At 59.7% G+C, this 20,598-nt stretch carries 21 protein-coding genes; 7 read left to right on the plus strand and 14 right to left on the minus strand.

What is annotated here, in order from left to right; translation table 11 throughout:
• Positions 1–243 precede the first annotated feature (243 nt).
• The 3 genes from cgtA to rplU form a co-directional block, all read right to left on the minus strand.
• Entirely contained in the window at positions 244–1,446 is a 1,203-nt protein-coding gene (gene cgtA / locus ACTG2W_RS09295; protein ID WP_440016171.1) for an Obg family GTPase CgtA, read from the minus strand.
• 201 nt (positions 1,447–1,647) lie between these two features.
• On the minus strand, positions 1,648–1,905 hold the full coding sequence (rpmA, locus tag ACTG2W_RS09300) for a 50S ribosomal protein L27 (protein ID WP_005311678.1): 258 nt from the start codon (positions 1,903–1,905) through the stop codon (positions 1,648–1,650).
• Positions 1,906–1,922: 17 nt separating this feature from the next.
• Positions 1,923–2,234, minus strand: a complete 312-nt coding sequence (rplU, locus tag ACTG2W_RS09305; RefSeq protein ID WP_005304210.1) for a 50S ribosomal protein L21 — start codon at positions 2,232–2,234, stop codon at positions 1,923–1,925.
• Positions 2,235–2,476: 242 nt separating this feature from the next.
• Between rplU and ispB the strand changes: the two genes are divergently transcribed.
• Entirely contained in the window at positions 2,477–3,448 is a 972-nt protein-coding gene (gene ispB / locus ACTG2W_RS09310) for an octaprenyl diphosphate synthase (protein ID WP_139435029.1), read from the plus strand.
• Between the two features lie 122 nt (positions 3,449–3,570).
• On the opposite strand, the gene ACTG2W_RS09315 is transcribed toward ispB, so the two are convergent.
• From ACTG2W_RS09315 to ACTG2W_RS09360, 10 genes are all read right to left on the minus strand, one after another.
• The gene (locus tag ACTG2W_RS09315) at positions 3,571–3,759 is read right to left on the minus strand and encodes a DUF2065 domain-containing protein (RefSeq protein ID WP_025328123.1); all 189 of its coding nucleotides are present in this window, start codon (positions 3,757–3,759) and stop codon (positions 3,571–3,573) included.
• An 84-nt stretch (positions 3,760–3,843) separates the two neighbouring features.
• Positions 3,844–4,728: a protease modulator HflC gene (gene hflC, locus ACTG2W_RS09320; RefSeq protein ID WP_043130464.1), complete on the minus strand. Its 885-nt coding sequence runs from the start codon at positions 4,726–4,728 to the stop codon at positions 3,844–3,846.
• A 3-nt stretch (positions 4,729–4,731) separates the two neighbouring features.
• On the minus strand, positions 4,732–5,880 hold the full coding sequence (gene hflK, locus ACTG2W_RS09325; RefSeq protein WP_025328125.1) for an FtsH protease activity modulator HflK: 1,149 nt from the start codon (positions 5,878–5,880) through the stop codon (positions 4,732–4,734).
• 91 nt (positions 5,881–5,971) lie between these two features.
• Complete coding sequence (gene hflX / locus ACTG2W_RS09330; protein ID WP_005339043.1) at positions 5,972–7,258, minus strand: ribosome rescue GTPase HflX; 1,287 nt, start codon at positions 7,256–7,258, stop codon at positions 5,972–5,974.
• 63 nt (positions 7,259–7,321) lie between these two features.
• Complete coding sequence (hfq, locus tag ACTG2W_RS09335) at positions 7,322–7,585, minus strand: RNA chaperone Hfq (RefSeq protein WP_005339045.1); 264 nt, start codon at positions 7,583–7,585, stop codon at positions 7,322–7,324.
• A gap of 72 nt (positions 7,586–7,657) precedes the next feature.
• Complete coding sequence (miaA, locus tag ACTG2W_RS09340) at positions 7,658–8,587, minus strand: tRNA (adenosine(37)-N6)-dimethylallyltransferase MiaA (protein WP_181281544.1); 930 nt, start codon at positions 8,585–8,587, stop codon at positions 7,658–7,660.
• Complete coding sequence (mutL, locus tag ACTG2W_RS09345; protein WP_106842569.1) at positions 8,577–10,442, minus strand: DNA mismatch repair endonuclease MutL; 1,866 nt, start codon at positions 10,440–10,442, stop codon at positions 8,577–8,579. The genes miaA and mutL overlap by 11 nt, the downstream gene beginning before the upstream one ends.
• Before the next feature lie 196 nt (positions 10,443–10,638).
• Positions 10,639–12,327 (minus strand): N-acetylmuramoyl-L-alanine amidase, encoded by a 1,689-nt coding sequence (locus ACTG2W_RS09350; protein WP_235656971.1) that lies wholly within the window; start codon positions 12,325–12,327, stop codon positions 10,639–10,641.
• Between the two features lie 23 nt (positions 12,328–12,350).
• Positions 12,351–12,824, minus strand: a complete 474-nt coding sequence (gene tsaE, locus ACTG2W_RS09355; protein ID WP_005339056.1) for a tRNA (adenosine(37)-N6)-threonylcarbamoyltransferase complex ATPase subunit type 1 TsaE — start codon at positions 12,822–12,824, stop codon at positions 12,351–12,353.
• A gap of 10 nt (positions 12,825–12,834) precedes the next feature.
• Positions 12,835–14,346, minus strand: a complete 1,512-nt coding sequence (locus ACTG2W_RS09360; protein WP_106842261.1) for an NAD(P)H-hydrate dehydratase — start codon at positions 14,344–14,346, stop codon at positions 12,835–12,837.
• Between the two features lie 60 nt (positions 14,347–14,406).
• Here ACTG2W_RS09360 and queG point away from each other — a divergent pair, with 60 nt between their 5' ends.
• Together queG and ppgK are read left to right on the plus strand one after the other, a co-directional pair.
• Positions 14,407–15,561 carry a tRNA epoxyqueuosine(34) reductase QueG gene (queG, locus tag ACTG2W_RS09365; protein WP_106842260.1) on the plus strand — a complete coding sequence of 385 codons (1,155 nt, stop codon included), beginning with the start codon at positions 14,407–14,409 and terminating at the stop codon, positions 15,559–15,561.
• Positions 15,562–15,672: 111 nt separating this feature from the next.
• Positions 15,673–16,413 carry a polyphosphate--glucose phosphotransferase gene (ppgK, locus tag ACTG2W_RS09370; RefSeq protein ID WP_106842259.1) on the plus strand — a complete coding sequence of 247 codons (741 nt, stop codon included), beginning with the start codon at positions 15,673–15,675 and terminating at the stop codon, positions 16,411–16,413.
• Between the two features lie 104 nt (positions 16,414–16,517).
• On the opposite strand, the gene ACTG2W_RS09375 is transcribed toward ppgK, so the two are convergent.
• A complete protein-coding gene (locus ACTG2W_RS09375; protein WP_043822996.1) occupies positions 16,518–16,973 on the minus strand; it encodes a hypothetical protein in 456 nt (151 codons plus the stop codon).
• 505 nt (positions 16,974–17,478) lie between these two features.
• Between ACTG2W_RS09375 and metN the strand changes: the two genes are divergently transcribed.
• From metN to rfaH, 4 genes are all read left to right on the plus strand, one after another.
• On the plus strand, positions 17,479–18,522 hold the full coding sequence (metN, locus tag ACTG2W_RS09380) for a methionine ABC transporter ATP-binding protein MetN (protein ID WP_106842258.1): 1,044 nt from the start codon (positions 17,479–17,481) through the stop codon (positions 18,520–18,522).
• The gene (locus ACTG2W_RS09385; RefSeq protein WP_011704854.1) at positions 18,503–19,156 is read left to right on the plus strand and encodes a methionine ABC transporter permease; all 654 of its coding nucleotides are present in this window, start codon (positions 18,503–18,505) and stop codon (positions 19,154–19,156) included. Before metN ends, ACTG2W_RS09385 begins: the two co-directional genes overlap by 20 nt.
• A gap of 25 nt (positions 19,157–19,181) precedes the next feature.
• Positions 19,182–19,982, plus strand: a complete 801-nt coding sequence (gene metQ, locus ACTG2W_RS09390) for a methionine ABC transporter substrate-binding lipoprotein MetQ (protein ID WP_106842257.1) — start codon at positions 19,182–19,184, stop codon at positions 19,980–19,982.
• 95 nt (positions 19,983–20,077) lie between these two features.
• The gene (rfaH, locus tag ACTG2W_RS09395) at positions 20,078–20,578 is read left to right on the plus strand and encodes a transcription/translation regulatory transformer protein RfaH (RefSeq protein WP_181281543.1); all 501 of its coding nucleotides are present in this window, start codon (positions 20,078–20,080) and stop codon (positions 20,576–20,578) included.
• Positions 20,579–20,598: the final 20 nt, after the last annotated feature.

Below are 20,598 nucleotides of genomic sequence, written 5' to 3' on the forward strand. Positions count from 1 at the left end.
TTGCGCATAAATATTTCCACAGGCAAACCTTCCATTAAAACAATGAGATACAGCGGCGCATATCGATTCAATCGACATCGCCAGATGATTGTTTCGTTATTGTTAATTTTGGTGGGCAGTATAATCGGTTATCAGTAGCAGGCAATAAGTGACATCACAAATATACCTAATGAGTTGCTGCTCGATAGACATAAAAAAACCGGAGCCTGTTCAGGCTCCGGTTTTCAATGAGAGTGACGGGGATCAGTCACGGACGTAGATGACTTCAACGCCATCATCTTCGTCGTCATCCCAATCGTCATCATCAAGCCCTTCATCGAAGGCAAGAGAGGCAGCCAGTGCTTCCGCTTCAGCCTTGGCCAACTGGTTCTTATGGTAGTCGTCCCACTTGAACTCCACCTTCTCAATGGCGTCTTTGGCATCTTCCGCCAGCTGACGGGGCATGGTGTCCAGCAGATCCAGAATGTCGTAGCAGACCTTCTTGGTGCCTTCCTTGCTGATGGCAGTGATAGCATAGACCGGACCTTCGTGGTTCAGGGCCGCCTTGACGCGATCCATCACCTCCTGGGCTTCTTCTTCCAGGATCAGGTCCATCTTGTTAAACACCAACCAGCGCGGCTTGCTCGCCAGTTCCGGGCTGTACTTCTCCAGCTCCTTGACGATGGTCACGGCATTTTCAGCAGGATCGGAGCCATCAACCGGGCAGATATCCACCAGGTGGATCAGTACGCGGCAACGCTCGAGGTGTTTCAGGAAGCGGATACCCAGACCAGCACCCTCGGCAGCACCTTCGATCAGACCCGGGATATCGGCGATCACGAAGGAGCGGGAGTTCTCACCACGCACCACACCCAAGTTCGGTACCAGAGTAGTGAAGGGGTAATCAGCCACTTTCGGGCGAGCCGCAGAAACGGCGCGAATAAAGGTAGACTTGCCTGCGTTGGGCAGACCCAGCATGCCTACATCGGCCAGCAGCAGCAGCTCCAGCTTCAGAGTACGCACTTCACCCGGAGTACCATTACTCTTCTGGCGGGGAGCACGGTTGACGGAGCTCTTGAAGCGGGTGTTGCCAAGGCCGTGGAAACCGCCCTTGGCGACCAGCAGCTTCTGGCCGTGGGTGGTCAGATCCCCCAGCAGTTCACCGGTATCCTCATCGCTGGCGCGGGTGCCGACCGGGACGCGCAGGGTACGATCCTTGCCGCGACGACCGGTACAGTTGGCGCTCTGGCCGTTCTCGCCACGCTCGGCGGCATGGAAACGCTCGAAACGGTAGTCGATCAGGGTGTTCAGGTTCTCGTCGGCGATCAGATAGACATCACCGCCGTCACCGCCGTCACCGCCGTCCGGGCCACCATTCGGGATGTACTTTTCACGGCGAAAGCTCACACAACCGTTACCACCGTCACCGGCATCGACTCGAATCTGGACTTCATCAACAAACTTCATAGGTAACCGTCACCTTAATTCGAAAAACCGATACGCAATTATAGTGGTACAGACCCCTGCGGGCGATACGCATCTTGCCAATCATGCCCGTCAGAGCCAAGGTCAGCTGCGTTCCGTTTTTTCGTCAACGACATCAGAAAAGACGTCAGAAAAACAAAAGCCCCGCCTGTTGGCGGGGCTTCGGATCCTTGCGGTCCGTAATTACTCAGCAACGATGCTGACGTACTTACGATTCAGCGGACCTTTAACTTCGAACAGGATCTTGCCAGTCGCTTTCGCGTACAGGGTGTGATCGGTGCCCAGGCCAACGTTGGTGCCAGCGTGGAACTTGGTGCCACGTTGACGAACGATGATGCTGCCTGCCAGAACTGTTTCGCCGCCGAAACGCTTAACGCCAAGGCGTTTAGCTTCAGAATCGCGACCGTTGCGGGATGAACCGCCAGCTTTTTTATGTGCCATTTATCGGACTCCTCTAATTAAGCGCTGATGCCAGTGATTTTGACTTCAGTGAACCACTGACGGTGGCCCGCTTGCTTACGATGGTGCTTACGACGACGGAACTTGACGATAGTCACTTTCTCGCCACGGCCGTGAGCCACAACTTCAGCTACAACCTTGCCACCTTCAACGAAAGGAGCACCTACTTTAAAAGTGTCGCCTGCAGCAACCATCAGAACTTCGTTGAAGTCGATGGTAGCGCCAGTCTCAACGTTCAGCTTTTCCAGACGAACGATTTGACCTTCGGCCACACGGTGTTGTTTTCCGCCGCTTTGGAATACCGCGTACATTTGATTAACTCCGTAAAGGCGTGTCTTTTGCTCAAGGCCAGACACGCGCAAAAACCTATAACAATGGGCGGGCATTCTACGCAGAACGATTTGCCTAGGCAAGGCCAATTTAGCAAAAAGTTTATTTTGTGCGCATATCTGCCGCCGTGAATAAACGCTTAACTGTAACCCATTGTGAAATCGTGTAGAATCCCCGCCATTGCTAAAAACGCAGTAATTGCTGCCGTCACGTTACGAGACTTATGGACCAACAGACTATCCGTGCGCTCTGTGCCGCCGACATGACGGCGGTCAATGAACTGATCCTGGCCCGGCTCCAGTCCGATGTCAGCCTGATCAACCAGCTGGGTTTCTACATTGTCAGTGCAGGCGGAAAACGGATGCGCCCCATGCTGACGGTCATGGCCGCCCGCGCACTGGGGTACCAAGGTCAGGACCATCTCAAGCTCGCCGCCATCATCGAATTCATTCATACCTCTACCCTGCTGCACGACGACGTGGTCGATGAATCCGACCTGCGCCGCGGCCGGGAGACTGCCAATGCGCTGTTCGGCAACGCCGCCAGCGTCCTGGTCGGTGACTACCTCTACAGCCGCTCCTTCCAGATGATGAGCGAGCTCTCCAACTTGCGGGTGATGGAGATCCTGTCGGATGCCACCAACACCATCGCCGAGGGAGAAGTGCTGCAGTTGATGAACTGCAACGATCCGGACACCACGGAAGAGAGCTACATGACGGTCATCTACTGCAAGACCGCCAAGCTGTTTGAAGCCGCCACCCGCCTCGCCGCCGTACTGACCCACCAGCCCGAGTCCGTCGAGCAGGCCATGACCGACTACGGCAAGTATTTGGGCACCGCCTTCCAGATCATCGACGACGTCATGGACTACTGCTCCCAGAGCGACGAGATGGGCAAGAACGTTGGCGACGACCTGGCCGAAGGCAAGCCCACCCTGCCGCTGCTGCGCGCCATGGCCGTGGGCACCCCGGAAGAGCGTCAGCTCATCCGCGACGCCATCGAGCACCGCAACGGCATGGAGCATCTCGAGCGCATTCTGGCCATCCTGGATCGCACCGGCGCCCTGGAGTACTCCCGCGAGCGGGCCCGGGAAGAGGCCGACAAGGCCATTGCCGCCCTCGCCATCCTGCCGGACTCCCAGCACAGGCAGGCGCTGGAGACCCTGGCCCAGATGGCGGTACAGCGCAGCGCCTGAGCCTGAGCCTGCGTGTCAGCATCCAAGAAAAAAGAGGCCATAGGCCTCTTTTTTATGGTCTGCGCCTTGCTCTCAGGCGTCAGCCCCCCTTGGCTCTCAGGCGTCAGCGCTCTCTTGAGCGCTCAATGGGCCAGCGCCCAGAGGATGACGGCCCCCGCCACCACCAGGCAGCCGCCGATGCGACGCAGCTGCTCCGGCGGCTGATCGCTCATCAGTCTCAGCATCTGTTGCCAGGCCCTCGGCGCCAGCAAGGGGCCCAGCCCCTCGAACAGCAGCAACAGCCCCACTCCCATCAAGATGGCTGTCAGCATGACTCCTCCTGCCCTCTGGGCCTTGTCTTATCAAGCAAAAGGGCCTGAATCATCAGGCCCTTTGGGTTATGGCGCTATGCCTGCTTACTGCTTGTCACCGTGAGGCGACTTGAGGTAGCGGAAGAACTCGCTGTCAGGCTTGAGGACCATGAGGTCGTTGCCGCCGGCGAAGCTCTTGCGATAGGCCTCCATGCTGCGCACGAAGCTGAAGAACTCGGGGTCCTTCTTGTAGCTGTCGGCATAGATCTTGGCGGCTTCGGCATCCCCTTCACCACGCAGCTGACGCGCATTACTCTCGGCGTCTGCGATCATGACGGTGACCTTGCGGTCGATGTCGGCACGCAGGATCTCGGCCTGCTCGCGGCCCTGGGAGCGGTGCTCACGGGCGACTGCAGTCCGCTCGGCACGCATCCGCTGATAGATGGAGCTGGAGACTTCCACCGGCAGGTTGATCTGCTTGATGCGCACATCCACCACCTTGATGCCGAGCTCGGAGGAGCGCGCCATCTTCATCAGGGCGTCTTCCATCACGGTACTGCGCTCGCCGGAGACGATGTCCTTGATGGTGCGGTTACCGATCTCGGAACGCAGACCGTTGTTGATCTTGCGCTTGAGCAGGTCTTCGGCCTGGATCTTGTTGCCACCACCGGTCGCCAGATAGTACTTGGAGAAGTCCTCGATCTTCCACTTCACGTAGGAGTCGATGATGAGGTCCTTCTTCTCGGAGGTGACGAAGCGATCCGCCTGGCCTTCCAGGGTCTGGATGCGGGCATCCATCTTGCGTACCTGATCGATGAGCGGCACCTTGAAGTGCAGGCCCGGCTCATAGAGACGCGGCTCGCCGGAGTCAACCCGCTTCACCTTGCCAAACTGCACCACGATTCCCTTCTGCCCTTCATCGACGATGAAGACGGAAGAGAAGCAGACCATGGCGGCCACAGCGATGACACCAATAGCTAGCTTTTTCATCTATCAGTTTCTCCCTGTGCTGAAACGATCACCGCCACGCAGCGGGGTCGGAGTGGAGTTGGCCCCTTCGTTGGACGGCTGGGCCGGCTCCACCGCAGGTGTGCCCGCCGGACGCGCCGGTTGCACGGCATTCGCCTTGCCGGACAGCTTGTCGAGCGGCAGGTAGATCATGCTGTTGTTGCCAGCAGGCATGTCGACCAGCACCTTGTTGGCTTGCTGATAGAGCTCTTCCATGGTTTCCAGGTAGATACGCTCACGAGTCAACTCGGGGGCGGACTGGTACTGGGGCAGCAGCTCGTTGAAGCGCGCGACTTCACCCTTGGCCTTCAGCACGATCTGGGACTTGTAGCCTTCGGCTTCCTGTTCCAGACGCTTGACCTGACCACGGGCCTTGGGCTCGACTTCACGGGCATAGGCTTCCGCTTCACGGATGAAGCGCTGCTCATCTTCCTGGGCGGAGATGGCGTCATCGAAGGCGTCCTTCACCTCTTCCGGCGGACGCGCCGGCAGGAAGTTGACGTCGACGATCTGCAGACCCATCTGGTAGGGCTCTATGATGCCATCGATCACCTGCCAGGTCTCCTGACGGACTTTTTCCCGACCCGTGGTCAGGACATCATCCATCTTGGTGTGACCCACCACGTAGCGCAGGGCGCTGTCGGTGGCCTGGCTCAGACTCTCGTCGGCATTGGTGACGCTGAACAGATACTGCTCGGGATCGACCACGCGGTACTGCACGTCCATCTCGACCCGGACCACGTTCTCGTCCTGGGTCAGCATGAAGCCGGAGGCAGGCAGGGAGCGCACCGATTCCACATCCACCGGGATCACCCGATCGATGAAGGTCGGCTTCCAGCGCAGGCCCGGATCCACGTTATGGGAGTACTCCCCAAAACGCAGCACCACGCCCCGCTCGGCTTCGCGAATGGTGTAGAAGCCGCTGACGACCCACACCACCACGGCCACCACCAGAGCGATGGAGAGGCCAAACTTGCCCACATCACCACCGGATTTGCCACCACCGAACAGGCCACCGAAACGACGGCTCACCTTGCGCAGCATTTCATCCAGATCAGGGGGTCCCTGATTCTTGCCGTTGTTCCCCCAAGGGTCACGGTCTTTGCCGTTGTTACCAGGCTCATTCCAAGCCATCAGCGTCTCCATTAATACATGCGGATGGATATCATCTCTATCGGGCCGTCATACGTCGCGAAGCCCCTAAGGGTTCATCTTCATCAACGAATCAATGCCTGATAAAGCGTTGTAAACTCTCACCTTCCTGTTTCACGAGGCGGTTCCAGTCGGCCACTTGCAAGCGGACTTCCAGCACGAAATCACCCTCCTCGCTAAAACCTTCCTGCTCAATCCCTTTCAGCTGATAGAGCGCACTGCGCAATCTCGCGGCAGAAGGAGGCAACTGCAGGGTGTGATGCACCATGGAGCCAGCCAGCAATTCGGTCAGCGCCGTAAACAGATGCTCACAACCTTCACCAGTCTGGGCCGACAACCAGACGCGCAACGGGCGCCCCTCGTCATCTCGCTCCAGACCTGCCGGACGATCCGCCAGCTTGTCGATCTTGTTGCAGATCATCAGCTGGGGCCTGTCATCGGCTTCGATCTCGGCCAACACCTGCTGCACGGAGTCGATATTCTCCTGCATCTGCTCATCGGCACAGTCCACCACATGCAGCAGCAGATCCGCTTCACGGGTCTCCTGCAGGGTCGCCTTGAAGGCCGCGACCAGATCATGGGGCAAGTGTCGAATAAATCCAACTGTATCCGCCAAAATCACATCACCCACATCCCGGATCACCAGTTTACGCAGGGTGGGATCCAGAGTTGCGAACAATTGGTCGGCAGCATACACGCTGGCAGCTGTAAGTTGGTTGAACAAAGTGGACTTTCCGGCGTTGGTATAACCAACCAGTGACACCGTCGGCACTTCGTTGCGGTTGCGGGCGCGGCGTCCCTGCTCCCGCTGCTTGGCCACCTTGTCGAGCCGACGCAAAATCGCCTTGATGCGTTCCCGCAGCAGACGTCGGTCAGTTTCAAGCTGGGTTTCACCCGGGCCACGCAGACCGATCCCGCCCTTTTGACGCTCAAGGTGGGTCCAGCCTCGCACCAGACGAGTGGAAAGATGGCGCAACTGGGCCAGTTCGACCTGCAGTTTACCTTCATGGGTTCGGGCGCGCTGGGCAAAGATATCGAGGATCAGGCCGGTTCGATCCACCACCCGGCACTGGAACAGACGCTCCAGGTTGCGCTCCTGGGCGGGAGTCAGGGCATGGTTGAAGATCACCACATCGGCATCCAGCATCTGGACTTGGGACGCGATCTCTTCAGCCTTGCCACTGCCGACAAAAAATTTGGCACTGGGCGCACTGCGACTGGTGGTAATTACCCCCAGCGCATTGACTCCGGCCGAGCTCACCAACATCTTGAGCTCTTCCAGATCCTCCCGCTCACCCTCATCACTGAAGTTGACATGCACCAGAACGGCCTGTTCGCCAGCTTCATAACGGTCAAACAAGCGCTTGCTCCTTAACAGGAATCATGATGAATCTGAGTTGGCGAGTCGACTCGCCCAGGGATATCACGCCTCGGCATCACCCTGTTCATCAGCCGCGCCACCCGGAGTGGGCTGGTGATGATTGACGGCACGGGCCGGTACGACAGTCGAGATGGCGTGCTTGTAAACCATCTGGCTCACGGTGTTTTTCAGCAGGATAACAAACTGGTCAAAAGACTCGATCTGACCTTGCAGTTTGATGCCGTTCACCAAATAGATAGAAACAGGAATCCGCTCACGGCGCAGCGCATTCAAAAACGGGTCTTGGAGAGATTGCCCCTTAGCCATTTTTCTTTTCCTTATAGTTTGTTGTTTTTAAACACCGAATATCAATATAACAACCTGATTATACAGGGAGTGTCAAGCCGCACCAGCGCGAGCAAGCACGCGGTCGAGATTGCCAGACTCACCAGATTCCAACCAGGTCACGTCGGGCCAGCCGCGCAACCAGGTCATCTGTCGTTTTGCCAATTGGCGTGTGGCAACAATGCCACGATAACGCATCTCATCATACCCCACTTCACCGCACAGGTAGTCCCACATTTGGCGATAACCCACACAGCGAATGGAGGGGAGATCCGGGGTCAGATCGCCGCGCGCCATCAGCGCACGAACCTCCTGTTCAAAGCCGCCTTGCAGCATCTTGTCAAAGCGCAGTTCGATCCGCTGATGCAGCACGGCGCGATCGCTCGGGGCGATGGCAAACTGCTGCACCCGATAGGGCAAGCCCTCCCCCTGCACCTGCGTCAACTCGGTAAGGGTCTTGCCGCTGATACGGTAGACCTCCAGCGCCCGGGAGAGTCGCTGCGGGTCATTGGGGTGAATTCGCGCCCCGGCCACCGGGTCGATGCGCACCAGCTCATCGTGCAGCGCCTGCCAACCGAGGCGGGCAGCCTCTTCCTCAATCCCGGCACGAACGGCGGGATCGGCGGAGGGCAATGGGGACAATCCCTCCAGCAACGCCTTGAAATAGAGCATGGTGCCGCCTACCAGCAGCGGAATGCGGCCACGATCGGCGATCTCTTTCATCTCCCGCAGGGCATCCTTGCAAAAATCGGCTGCCGAATAGCTCAAGGCTGGGTCAAGAATGTCGATCAGCCGGTGCGGGGCCCGCGCCAGTTCATCAGCGGTCGGCTTGGCCGTACCTATATCCATGCCGCGATAGATCAGCGCAGAATCGACGCTGATGATATCGCAAGGCAATGCCTGGCACAGTTCAATGGCGAGATCCGTCTTGCCGGAGGCCGTCGGCCCCATCAGAAAAATTGCGGTCGGCAAGTCACTCGCCATGTTCAAACTCCTCCAGCACGGTCGCCAGCGAAAGGGGGCGCACCATGCGAATGTCTGCCAGTTGGTCACTGAAATCGGTCACAAGTTCCGTCAGCAGACGACTGGCAGTTGAAAAATCGTATATCTTCTCGCGGCTTATCCCCTGCTCCACCAGCCATTGGCATAATACTTCAGCCTGCTGACCAGCATCACTGTCAGATCCGCCCTCGATAATTTGCAGCAATTCGGGTAACAGACGAACCAGATCGGTCTGGCGCAGCAGAGCCGGCACCCGAGTCAGGATCATGGTGTCACGCCCCCCGCTTTTCAACTCCAGCCCCATCCGTTTCAGCAAACGCTCCTGCTCGGTAACCAGCACGATCAGATTCTTCGGCAATTTGAAGGAGACCGGCAGCAACAGTGGCTGGGCCGCCAGCCCCTGACCCCAGGTCTCCAGCAGCCAGTGGCGCAGCAGCACCCGCTCGGCGCGTACCAGCGAGAGCAGCGCCAGCTGATTATCCCGCTCGATCAACAGGTAGGCCTGCTCCACCAGTGTCAGGGCGCGACATCCCCCCTGTTTGGGTGACGGCACTGGATCAGTGGGCTGCGCAGGAGCAGCCTCAGTTGCGATAGGCAGCGTAGTGAGCAGAGCGCCCATGCCGCGCATCGCCTCCCGACTCGGCGGCTCAGGTGGTTGATAATTGCTGGCTCGGCCAGCCCCACCGCCCCCCTCCCGCACCTGTGCAGGTGCCCGGTAGCTGTGCTCGGCACCGTACCACTCCGGGCGTGGCGCCTGACCGGGATATTCAATCTGCGGACTGACCGGCAACTCGACCAGAGTTTCGGCCAGCGGAGTGTCCTGATGAGCGGCGCTCATCCCTTCGCGGCGCAGCGCGGTAAACAGCGCCTGAAAGATAAAGTCGTGGATGAGCCGCGCCTGATGGAAGCGCACCTCATGCTTGGCCGGGTGGACGTTGACATCTACCTGACGGGGATCCAGCTCGATATAGAGCACATAAGCGGCAAAGCGATCGGGAGGCAGCAGCTCGTCATAGGCCTGACGAATGGCGTGGTTGATGAGCTTGTCGCGCATCATCCGGCCGTTGACATAGGTGTATTGCAGGTCGTTCTGCGGTCTTGCCCCTTCCGGAGTCGCCAGCCAGCCCCACAGCCGCACGTCGCTATGCTCGCTCTCCACCGCCAGCGCATGGTGCATGAAGGGGGTGCTGCAAACGGCGGCGAGGCGACGCTCCTGCTCCGGCACGGTATTGGCGGCCTTGTACTGGCGTACCACCTTGCCATTGTGGCGCAGGATCAGGGTGGCATCGAAGCGGGAGAGCGCGATGCGGCGCACCAGCTCGTCGATATGAGCAAACTCGGTCTTTTCACTGCGCATGAACTTGCGCCGCGCGGGGGTATTGAAGAAGAGATCCACCACCTCCACCGTGGTGCCCACCGGATGGGCCGCCGGCTTGATGGTGACGCTCATCTCGCGCCCTTCCGCCTGGGCTTGCCAGGCTTCGGACTGCTCGGCGGTACGGGAGGTGAAGGTGAGACGGGAGACCGAGCTGATGGAGGCGAGCGCCTCACCACGAAAGCCGAGGCTGTTGATCCCTTCCAGATCATCCAGCGTGGCCACCTTGGAGGTCGCATGACGCGACAGCGCCAGCACCAGCTCGTCTTTGGCGACGCCACAGCCGTTGTCACGGATGCGGATCAGCTTGGCGCCCCCCTTGTCGATGTCGATCTCGACCCGGTCTGCCCCCGCATCCAGGCTGTTCTCCACCAGCTCTTTCACCACAGAAGAGGGCCGCTCCACCACCTCTCCGGCTGCAATCTGGTTGGCCAGAATGGGTGGCAAAATACGGATCGGCATCATTTACTCCTGAATTTCTATCTTGCGGATGGTCAGTCTCTTAAGGCTCCAGGAGGGCCGCTCCACCACCTCTCCGGCTGCAATCTGGTTAGCCAGAATGGGTGGCAAAATACGGATCGGCATCATTTACTCCTGAATTTCAATCTTGCTGATGGTATTCGCTAACAGCGGGAGCGGCATCGCCCGCTCCCGCGCGTCAGTTTTGCGGAATGTAGAGCACCTGCCCTACCTGAATATTCCGCGACTTGAGCTTGTTGATCTCTACCAGCCGAGCCTGACTCACCCCATGTTTTTCGGCAAGGCGGGAGAGACTCTCCCCCCGCTTGACCACATGGCGGAGCATCTGCGACTTGTCGTCACTGCGAACGGGGGCGGCAGCGCGGCTCTGCCCTTGCTGGGGAATATAGATGGTCTGACCAATCTGAATATCCCGGCTGCGCAGCTGGTTGATCTCCACCAGAGTGGACTGACTCACTCCATGCTTCTCGGCAAGGCGAGAGAGGCTCTCGCCCCGTTTGACCACATGGCGGAGCATCCGCGATTTGTCATAGTCCCCCACACTGCTGACCGGTGCACCGCTCTCCTGCGCTGCCGCCGAGTAAGGCTTGATCACCCCGGCACCAGAGCCGCTCCCAGCACCGCCGTCGCGGGCGGTGGCGGGCATCTTGTTGGTCACTACCGGCTGCGACTGTGTCTGCCTGGGCTGACTCACCGGCTGCCGGGCTACCGGTGCAGGGCGAGTAGCGGCAGGCTGGCTCACCTGCCCCTTGCCGGTCAGCATGGCCCCCTTGGTCGGGTGGGCGCGGTAGTAGTTGCGGATCCCCTCGAAGATGGCGCGGGCCAGCTGGTCCTGATAGCTGGCGGTAGCCAGCAGCTTCTCCTCCGCATGGTTGGAGATAAACCCGGTTTCAACCAGCACCGAGGGAATATCCGGCGCCTTCAGCACAGCCAGACTGGCGTGCTCCGGCGCCTTCTTGTGCAGTCGGGCGACCTTGCCCATGGAGCGCAGGATCTGGCGGCTGACGTCATACCCTTCGGCACGGGACTTGTCCATGGAGAGGTCGAGGAAGGTCTGCGCCAGATAGGGGTTGGGATCAGATTCCGCCAACACCTTGCCGACACCGCCCAGCAGCTCGCCCTGCTTCTCCTGCTTCTCCAGCCAGCTGCCCATCTCGCGGTTGGCACGGTTGGTCGAGAGAACCCAGACAGAGGCGCCGCGCGGGGTCGAGTTATGAAAACTGTCTGCATGGATAGAGACCAGCAGATCCGCCTTGGCCTTGCGGGCAATCTCGGAGCGCTTGTTGAGGTCGACGAAGTAGTCGCCACGACGGGTCATCACGGCGCGCATCCCCGGCTCGCGGTCGATCAGTGCCGCCAGCTTCTGGGAGACCGCCAGCGTCACCCGCTTCTCGTAGGTACGGCGTGGGCCGATGGAGCCCGGATCTTCCCCGCCGTGGCCCGGGTCGATGGCAATCACCACTCCCTTGCCCTTGCCACCGACAGGCGTGGATTGCACCGCTGCCGCCGAGCGCTTCTCTTCATAAGGCAGATCGATGACCAGACGGTGGCCATAGGGCCCGGCTGGCGCCAGCGGGAAGACCACCGGCTTGATGGCGGAGCTGAGATCCATCACCAGTCGCAGACCGCCCTTCTCCAGCGGAGTGCTCTGGCGGATCTTGCGCACCAGTTCGCTGTTGTTCTCGATCCGGGCCAGATTGGCGGCGTTGCTCGCCCCTTTCAGATCGATCACCAGCCGATCCGGGCCGGTGAGGGTGAAGTAGTTGTAATTGGGGGCGCTGCTCATATCGAGCACCACCCGGGTGTTATCCGGTGATGGCCAGATTCGTACGCTCTTGAGCTGATTCGCCCAAGAGGGTAACGCCATCAAAGAGAGAGCAATAACAAGGATCAAGCGCACGTAGATGACAACCGTTCCAGAATGGCTTCGCCAATAGCAGTGCGAGCCTCTATCAGAACCTCGCGCTGCTCGCCTACATAAGTGAGGGTAATTTCAAGGTCGGGAGCCGGTAGCCAGCCCTCGCCCTTCTCGGACCACTCCACCAGACAGAGAGTGTTGGCGGCAAAATAGTCCCGAATGCCCATGAATTCCAGCTCTTCCGGATCAGCCAGGCGATAGAGATCGAAATGGTAGACCTGCCAGCCATCGAGCTCATAGGGTTCGACCAGGGTGTAAGTCGGGCTTTTTACCTTGCCCTGATGGCCAAGGCCCTGCACCCAGCCGCGGGTCAGGGTGGTTTTACCGGCGCCAAGCGTGCCATGCAAAAACACTGTGGTCGCCTGCTGGCAGGCCTGTGCCAGACGGCCACCCAGTGCCACGGTTGCTGCCTCGTCCGGCAGTGTCATCATCAACTGTTTTGCCATGTTCTTCTTTTTAACTTGTAATGGTGTCGGGATTAACCAGTTTGCGGATCAGCGGCAGCAGATCTGACGCCAGCATGCCCCGCTCGCCGTCGGCGGCGGCCTGATCTGCGGCCTCGCCGTGGATCACGGCGCCCAGCCAGCTTGCCATGGTGGCAGACCAGCCCTGGGCCAAAAGGGCGGCGATTATACCAGATAACAGATCGCCCATGCCGCCACTTGCCATGCCGGGATTGCCTTCACAACAGAGAGCGACCCGCTCGCCGTCATAAATAAGTGTTCCCGCCCCTTTTAACAACACCACACCGCCATAACGCCGCTGCAGCGCCTGCACGGCGGCAAACCGGTCGGTTTCAATCTCGGCAATGGAGCATCCCAGCAGGCGCGCAGCTTCGCCGGGATGGGGCGTGAGCACCCAATTATCCTGATGGCGGGGAGATTGCGCCAGCCAATTCAATCCATCGGCGTCCAAAACCAGTGGCAGCCGTTCGGTGAGATAACGGGCGATTTGTGCTCTTCCCCACTCATCCTGACCGAGCCCGGGGCCAATGACCCGCACCGACGCCCACCCCTCGTCATCAGCGGTAGTGAGACTCATCAGTTCGGGTTGATAGAGGCTGACTGGCGGATGATCCGGATGCTGACACACCCGCACCAGCCCGGCCCCCGCCCGCAGGCAGGCGCGAGCCGCCAGCACGATGGCCCCCTGCATGCCGCGATTGCCCCCCACCAGCAGCACCTTGCCATAAGAGCCCTTGTGGGATGCGCGCGGGCGCGGGGTCAACTGCGTGCTCAGCTGCGGATAATCGATACGCCAGGCGGCGGGCAGCATAGCGTCATCAGGCGTCATGCCAAGGGGATCACAATCGAGCTGGCCGACACAATCCACCCCGTCGCCGGTGAGCATCCCCTGCTTGATACCGATAAAGGTGAGGGTGCGAGTGGCCTGCACCACGGCCCCCATGGCACGGCCGGTATCGCCGTTGAGGCCGGAGGGGAGATCCACCGCCAGCACGGGCACAGCCAAGCCATTGATTGTTGCGACGATCTTTGTCAGTAGTGGCGAGAGGGGCGTGTTGACGCCGGTGCCAAGCAGGGCATCGACCACCAGATCCGGGATGGAGTGCTGGTCCTTATCAAACTGCTCGGCCAGCCAGACCCGGCCACCGGCCGCCAGCCACTCATCGGCGGCCCGTCTGGCATCCCCATTCAGCTGGTCGGGTGCTCTGGCGGCAATCACCACCACCTCGATGCCAATCTGGCGGGCAAGGCGGGCCAGTACATAGCCATCACCGCCGTTATTACCGGGGCCGACGAAGATCCACCAGCAGCGACTGTCGGGCCAATGCAGAGTGGCATAGGTGCGCAGTGCGGCACCGGCTCGCTCCATCAGGGCATAGAGAGGTTGCCCCTCACACGCGGCCCAGTTGAGCTCCAGTGCGCGGATCTGTTCAGTCTGCCACAGCCCCTGTGGTAAACTGCCCCCCTCTTTTGTGCCCAACGCGCCCCTGATGATCTCTACCATGACGGCTCCCGCCTCTTATCAATCGACCCACGCCAGCAAACGCCGGCCAGGCCAAGCCGCATGAGTGCACCTGACTTCCACCAGCTGGCCCACGATATCAAGCTCTGGGCACGGGAGCTAGGTTTTGACCAAGCGGGCATCACCGACACAGATCTGCGTATCGAAGAGCCGAGATTGCAGGCCTGGCTGGATGCGGGCTATCACGGCAGCATGGATTACATGGCACGTCACGGCATGATGCGGGCGCGCCCCCACGAACTGCTGCCGGGCACGGTGCGGGTGTTGTCGGTGCGGATGAACTACCTGCCGTTCGAGGCAGGCTTTGCTGCCACCCTGCGTGATCCGACCCTCGGCTATATCAGCCGCTATGCCCTCGGCCGTGACTACCACAAGGTGCTGCGCAACCGGCTCAAACAGCTGGGTGATCGCATCGAAGCGCGCTGCGCCGAGCTGTTTCAAGGCACCGCAGATACCTTGGGTGAGTGGCGCCCCTTCGTTGACTCCGCCCCCATCCTCGAGCGGCCACTGGCAGCCAAGGCCGGCCTCGGCTGGGTTGGCAAACACTCACTGCTGCTCAACGAGTCGGCCGGCTCCTTCTTTTTTCTCGGTGAGCTGTTGCTCAACCTGCCGCTGCCGCTCGACCAGCAAGTGGAGAAGGAGCAGTGCGGCAAGTGCGTCGCCTGCATCAACATCTGCCCGACCGGCGCCATTGTCGCCCCCTATGTGGTGGATGGCCGCCGCTGCATCTCCTATCTCACCATCGAGAATGATGGCCCTATTCCGGAAGAGTTCCGGCCCCTGATGGGCAACCGCATCTACGGCTGCGACGACTGCCAGCTTATCTGCCCCTGGAATCGCTACGCCGATGCCAGCCCGGAACCCGATTTTAGCCCCCGCCCCAGCCTGCACCGCCCCCCCCTGCTGGCGCTGTGGTGCTGGAGCGAGAGCGATTTCCTCAAACAAACCGAAGGGAGCCCGATCCGCCGCATCGGTTACCAGCGCTGGCGCCGCAATCTGGCAGTCGCCCTTGGCAATGGTCCGGCGATCCCCGAGGTAATCGCCGCCCTGCAACTGGCGCTGACCACCGCCGAGCCCATGGTGGCCGAACACATCGAATGGGCGCTGGCCACCCTTGCCCGGCGTCAGGATGAAGAGAACAAGAAGACCCGTTTGCTGATCCGCTGCATCGAAAAAGGTCTGTCGGATCACGCATAAGTGATCTGCCCCTTGCCGGATTGCAGCACTTTTTTCATGCTCTGCCGACCTGCAGTGCCCATAACAGCGTGGTCACTGCAAACTGGTCGGCACACAACAAGGACAACACAGATGCATATGTTGGGAGTGGATATTGGAGGCTCAGGGATCAAGGGCTGTCTGGTCGATACCAAAACCGGCGAATTGATTGGCGAGCGCCATCGCATTGCCACACCGCAACCGGCCACCCCGGCCGCCATCGCCCATACCCTCAAGGCGCTGGTCGAACATTTCGACTGGAAAGGACCGGTGGGCTGCGGTTTTCCTGCCACCATACACAACGGGGTTGCCAAGAGTGCCGCCAACATCGACAAGAGCTGGATCGAAACCGATGCCGAGCATCTGTTTGCCGATGTCACCGGCAAGCCCTGCTATGTGCTGAATGATGCCGATGCAGCCGGTCTGGCCGAGATGCGCTTTGGCGCCGGCAAGGATCGCAAGGGGGTCATCATCCTCATCACGGTCGGTACCGGTATCGGCACCGCCATCTTCGTCAACGGCCATCTGCTGCCCAACACCGAGCTGGGCCATCTGATGCTGGAAGGAATGGTCGCCGAGCACTACTGCTCCGATGCGGCGCGCAAACGGGAGGATCTCTCCTGGAACCGCTGGGGCAAGCGCTTCAACAAGTATCTGGCGCGCCTTGAGTTTCTCTTCTCCCCCGACCTCTTCATTCTGGGGGGCGGCAGCGCAGCCAAGCTGGATAAGTTTGTCGATCGCATCGAGACCCGGGCACCGCTGATTCCGGCGGCCAGCCTCAATCAGGCAGGCATTATCGGGGCCGCCCTCTACGCGGCCAAGCAGCAGGGCTAACCGACGCTCACTGCAAGTCAGCAGATACCAATGGAAAGGGCCCGGCACTGCTGCCGGGCCCTTTTGTTTTGCTGTCATCTTGCGTGTTTGGTGCTTATCACCCGTTACATGTCGTCGAGTCGGTGCACTCCGTGCACCAGTCGAGTCAGGCGGGTCTGCTCCAGCCCGGCCAGATTCTCGAGCAAAGCGGTGGTGGCCGGTGTCGGGCACTCCCGGGCCAGATGGCTCAGCTCGCCCACCAGCTGCTCTTCCCAACGGCATACCTGAGTGACGATATCCTGGGTCTGGACTGATGCCGGCAGCTCGAAGCGGGTAATGGCAGGCAGCATATCCTCGCTGAAACTCTGGTTCAGCCAGGTCTCCCTGACCGCCTCTCCCAGCTGAGCAGCATATTCGTGCAGATGGGCACTGGCCGCATCCTCACGCCCTTGCAGATAGACCAGCAACATCCGGCTGCGTTCGCTGTCCACCTGACTTGTCAAACGCCCGTAACAGAGTCCGAGCTGGTGGTGAACCTGCTCAAGATAGTGCAGCAACTCTTTGATCTGTTGGAATCTCATCGCACTGCCCTCCATGCCTGTCGACATCATCAGTATAAAAAACCGGCGCAACTGACCCAATCCCTATCCGAGCCCCTCTTGCGCTGCATCAAGGTTGACGCCGACAAAGTGGCGAGCAGGTCATCCAGTAACGAATAGGGAACGATTTGTGCAGCAATTTGTGTAACGATGGAGGAGCATTAAGTTCGACAGCAGATGTGAACAGAAACGGGCTGACACACTAATAAAACCAGCATTTACCCGATATAAACCATTTTTAATTCGGTTATCTGCCGCAGGGACGAAACAGGATCTGGCAGAGCAACAATACCATCCTGATCGTTATCCACCTGACAGAAATCCTTATCAGTTTTTTAGACGTCTAGACGTAAAAACATGCGTTGACATGGCCATCCAGACATCTTAGCATCATCCTCCATGATGACAGAGTAACCCAGTGGAACCTCTGCCCAATTTCCCCGCCTGTAGCGCCCTGTGCTTTAAGGCTGTTAGCACGGAAGAATCCATGATTAAGTTGATCGGTCTCAACAAAGTCTACGGTACAGGCAGTGACGCCGTGCACGCCCTGCGTGACGTGAGTCTGCATGTACCCCAAGGCAAAATCTTCGGGGTGATCGGTGCCTCCGGTGCCGGCAAGAGTACCCTCATCCGCTGTGTCAACCTGCTGGAGCGCCCGACAGAGGGCCAGGTGATTGTCGACGGCCAGGATCTGGTTGCCCTGAGCGAACGGGAGCTGACCCAAGCCCGCCGCCAGATCGGGATGATCTTCCAGCACTTCAACCTGCTCGCCTCCCGCACCGTGTTTGCCAACATCGCCTTTCCGCTGGAGCTGGCAGGCTGGAACAAGGATCAGATCAAGAGCCGGGTGGAAGAGCTGCTGGCGCTGGTCGGGCTGGAAGCCCGTGCCCACGCCTATCCGTCCGAACTATCCGGCGGCCAGAAACAGCGGGTCGCCATCGCCCGGGCGCTGGCCCCTGCGCCCAAGGTGCTGCTCTGTGACGAGGCCACTTCGGCACTCGATCCGCAGACCACCCGCTCGATCCTGACCCTGCTCAAGGAGATCAACGTCAAGCTGGGGCTCACCATCCTGCTCATCACCCACGAGATGGACGTGGTGAAAGGGATTTGTGACGAAGTGGCCATCATCAGCGACGGCAGCCTGATCGAACAGGGCGAAGTGGCCTGGTTCTTCAGCAATGCCAAGACCCAGCTGGCGCGGGATTTCATCCACTCCACCATCCACCTGGAAGTACCCCAGGAGTATCAGGATCGGATGAGTGCGGAGCGGGTCCCCGGCAGCTATCCGCTGGTGAAGCTCGGCTTTACCGGCAGCACGGTCGACACGCCCCTGATTTCCGAGGCGAGCCGTCGCTTCAACATCGACATCAGCATTCTGAGCGCCGATATCGAGTACGCCGGGGGCGTCAAATTCGGTTTCCTGCTGGCAGAGCTGTTCGGGGATGAAGCCCAGTGCGAGGCGACCCAGCAGTTCCTCATCGACAACCATATTCAGCTGGAGGTAATGGGTTATGTCCGAAGCCATGATTAATCTGCTGTTCACGGCCCTGGGCGACACCCTCATCATGGTGTTTGCCTCCGCCCTGTTCGGCTGCCTGCTCGGCCTGCCGCTCGGTGTGGCGCTGCACGTGACCAAGGCCGGCCAGATCCTGGCCAACCCGCTGCTCAACCGTACCCTGGGCATGGTGGTCAACGTGGGTCGCTCGGTGCCCTTCATCATCCTGCTGGTCGCCATCATCCCGCTGACCCGGCTGATCGTCGGCACCAGCATCGGCACTATCGCTGCCATCGTGCCGCTGACCGTCGGTTGCATTCCCTTCATCGCCCGCTTGGTGGAAGGGGCCCTGATGGAGGTGCCGGACGGATTGCTGGAAGCGGCCAAGGCCATGGGCGCCAAGCCGCTGCAAATCATCACCAAGGTGCTGCTGCCCGAGGCCCTGCCCGGCATCCTCAACAGCGTCACCATCACCCTCGTCACGCTGGTGAACTACTCTGCCATGGCCGGTGCCATCGGGGGCGGTGGTCTGGGCGATGTGGGTATTCGTTACGGCTATCAGCGCTTCGACCCGACCGTCATGCTGGTAACCGTGGTTATTCTGGTCGTACTGGTTCAACTCATCCAGAGCGCGGGTGAGCGCCTGGTCAACAAATGTGATCATCGTTAATCGTCGATTTCTGACAGGAGGTTTTATGAAATTTGGCATCAAATCCGTTGCGGCAGCCCTGCTGGCCACTCTGGTACTGGCCGGTTGCGGTCAAAAGGAAGAGAACAAGACTCTTAAAGTAGGCGCTATTGCCGGCCCCGAGACCGAGCTGGTTGAAGTAGCCGCCAAAGTGGCCAAGGAGAAATACGGCCTGACCGTCGAGGTGGTCAACTTCTCCGACTACGTCACCCCGAACGTGGCACTGAACGATGGCAGCATCGACGTCAACGCCTTCCAGCACAAGCCCTATCTGGATGCCCAGATCCGTGATCGTGGCTTCAAGCTGGTGCCGGTCGGCAACACCTTCGTCTACCCGATCGCCGGTTACTCCAAGAAGATCAAGGCGCTGAGCGAGCTGAAAGATGGTGCCCAGATCGCGGTGCCGAACGATCCGACCAACCTGGGCCGCTCGCTGATCCTGCTGGAGAAGCAAGGTCTGCTGAAGCTCAAAGAGGGCTCCGGTCTGGAGGCAACCGTACTGGATATCGCCAGCAACCCGCGCAACTTCAAGATCGTCGAGCTGGAAGCTGCCCAGCTGCCGCGCTCGCTGGAAGACGTGGACTTGGCCATCATCAACAACACCTTCGCCGGTCAGATTGGCCTGACCCCGACCGAGAACGGTCTGTTTGTTGAGGACAAAGAATCCCCCTACGTCAACCTGATCGTTGCCCGCGACAACAACAAGGATGATGAGAAGGTCAAACAGTTCGTACAGGCTTTCCAGACCGACGACGTCTACAAGAAAGGGCTGGAACTGTTCAAGGGCGGCCTGGTGAAAGGTTGGTAATCACTCACTCGGCAAAAAAGGCCACGCAATGCGTGGCCTTTTTTTTGCTGCCGTTATCATATCGGCGAGCACGGCAACACGAACATACTCAGCACATGAAAAAATGGTATCTGGCCTACTGCAAGCCAAAAGAAGAGGCCCGCGCCCGCGCCCATCTCGAAGCCCAGGGGATCGAGTCCTACTACCCCATGGTGGAAATTGAAAAACTGCGGCGGGGCAAGCGTGTCCCGGTGCGGGAGCCCATGTTCCCCAACTATCTGTTCATCTACGTGGATCTGGAAGAGGTCACCCCGGTCACCCTGAAGTCAACCCGCGGCATCAGCCGGATCATCCACTTCGGTCGGGAGTGGACCTCCATCAGCAGCCAGCTGGTCTATCAGCTGATGAGCCGGGACGACAGCGATGAGGCCCGCGCCAGCTACGCCAGCCTGCCGACCCAGGGCGACAAGGTGCTGATTGAAGAGGGGCCGCTTGCCGGCTTCGAAGCCATCTATATGGAGCCGGATGGAGAGAAACGTGCGATTTTGCTGGTCAGCCTGCTCAATCGGGAGACTACCAGCAGCTTCGACAACCACACCTTCCGACGTCTGGACTAAACCCACGGGCCAGACGGCCC

The sequence above is a fragment of the Aeromonas sp. 96A genome, assembly GCF_051919165.1.
Lineage (GTDB): Bacteria > Pseudomonadota > Gammaproteobacteria > Enterobacterales > Aeromonadaceae > Aeromonas > Aeromonas veronii.

Excerpts from the sequence above, each read along its gene's own strand:
- cgtA (WP_440016171.1), bottom strand. The coding sequence starts at position 1,446 with ATGAAGTTTGTTGATGAAGTCCAGATTCGAGTCGATGCCGGTGACGGT.
- rpmA (WP_005311678.1), bottom strand. The coding sequence starts at position 1,905 with ATGGCACATAAAAAAGCTGGCGGTTCATCCCGCAACGGTCGCGATTCT.
- rplU (WP_005304210.1), bottom strand. The coding sequence starts at position 2,234 with ATGTACGCGGTATTCCAAAGCGGCGGAAAACAACACCGTGTGGCCGAA.
- ispB (WP_139435029.1), top strand. The coding sequence starts at position 2,477 with ATGGACCAACAGACTATCCGTGCGCTCTGTGCCGCCGACATGACGGCG.
- ACTG2W_RS09315 (WP_025328123.1), bottom strand. The coding sequence starts at position 3,759 with ATGCTGACAGCCATCTTGATGGGAGTGGGGCTGTTGCTGCTGTTCGAG.
- hflC (WP_043130464.1), bottom strand. The coding sequence starts at position 4,728 with ATGAAAAAGCTAGCTATTGGTGTCATCGCTGTGGCCGCCATGGTCTGC.
- hflK (WP_025328125.1), bottom strand. The coding sequence starts at position 5,880 with ATGGCTTGGAATGAGCCTGGTAACAACGGCAAAGACCGTGACCCTTGG.
- hfq (WP_005339045.1), bottom strand. The coding sequence starts at position 7,585 with ATGGCTAAGGGGCAATCTCTCCAAGACCCGTTTTTGAATGCGCTGCGC.
- miaA (WP_181281544.1), bottom strand. The coding sequence starts at position 8,587 with ATGGCGAGTGACTTGCCGACCGCAATTTTTCTGATGGGGCCGACGGCC.
- mutL (WP_106842569.1), bottom strand. The coding sequence starts at position 10,442 with ATGCCGATCCGTATTTTGCCACCCATTCTGGCCAACCAGATTGCAGCC.
- ACTG2W_RS09350 (WP_235656971.1), bottom strand. The coding sequence starts at position 12,327 with ATGGCGTTACCCTCTTGGGCGAATCAGCTCAAGAGCGTACGAATCTGG.
- tsaE (WP_005339056.1), bottom strand. The coding sequence starts at position 12,824 with ATGGCAAAACAGTTGATGATGACACTGCCGGACGAGGCAGCAACCGTG.
- ACTG2W_RS09360 (WP_106842261.1), bottom strand. The coding sequence starts at position 14,346 with ATGGTAGAGATCATCAGGGGCGCGTTGGGCACAAAAGAGGGGGGCAGT.
- queG (WP_106842260.1), top strand. The coding sequence starts at position 14,407 with ATGAGTGCACCTGACTTCCACCAGCTGGCCCACGATATCAAGCTCTGG.
- ppgK (WP_106842259.1), top strand. The coding sequence starts at position 15,673 with ATGCATATGTTGGGAGTGGATATTGGAGGCTCAGGGATCAAGGGCTGT.
- ACTG2W_RS09375 (WP_043822996.1), bottom strand. The coding sequence starts at position 16,973 with ATGAGATTCCAACAGATCAAAGAGTTGCTGCACTATCTTGAGCAGGTT.
- metN (WP_106842258.1), top strand. The coding sequence starts at position 17,479 with ATGATTAAGTTGATCGGTCTCAACAAAGTCTACGGTACAGGCAGTGAC.
- ACTG2W_RS09385 (WP_011704854.1), top strand. The coding sequence starts at position 18,503 with ATGTCCGAAGCCATGATTAATCTGCTGTTCACGGCCCTGGGCGACACC.
- metQ (WP_106842257.1), top strand. The coding sequence starts at position 19,182 with ATGAAATTTGGCATCAAATCCGTTGCGGCAGCCCTGCTGGCCACTCTG.
- rfaH (WP_181281543.1), top strand. The coding sequence starts at position 20,078 with ATGAAAAAATGGTATCTGGCCTACTGCAAGCCAAAAGAAGAGGCCCGC.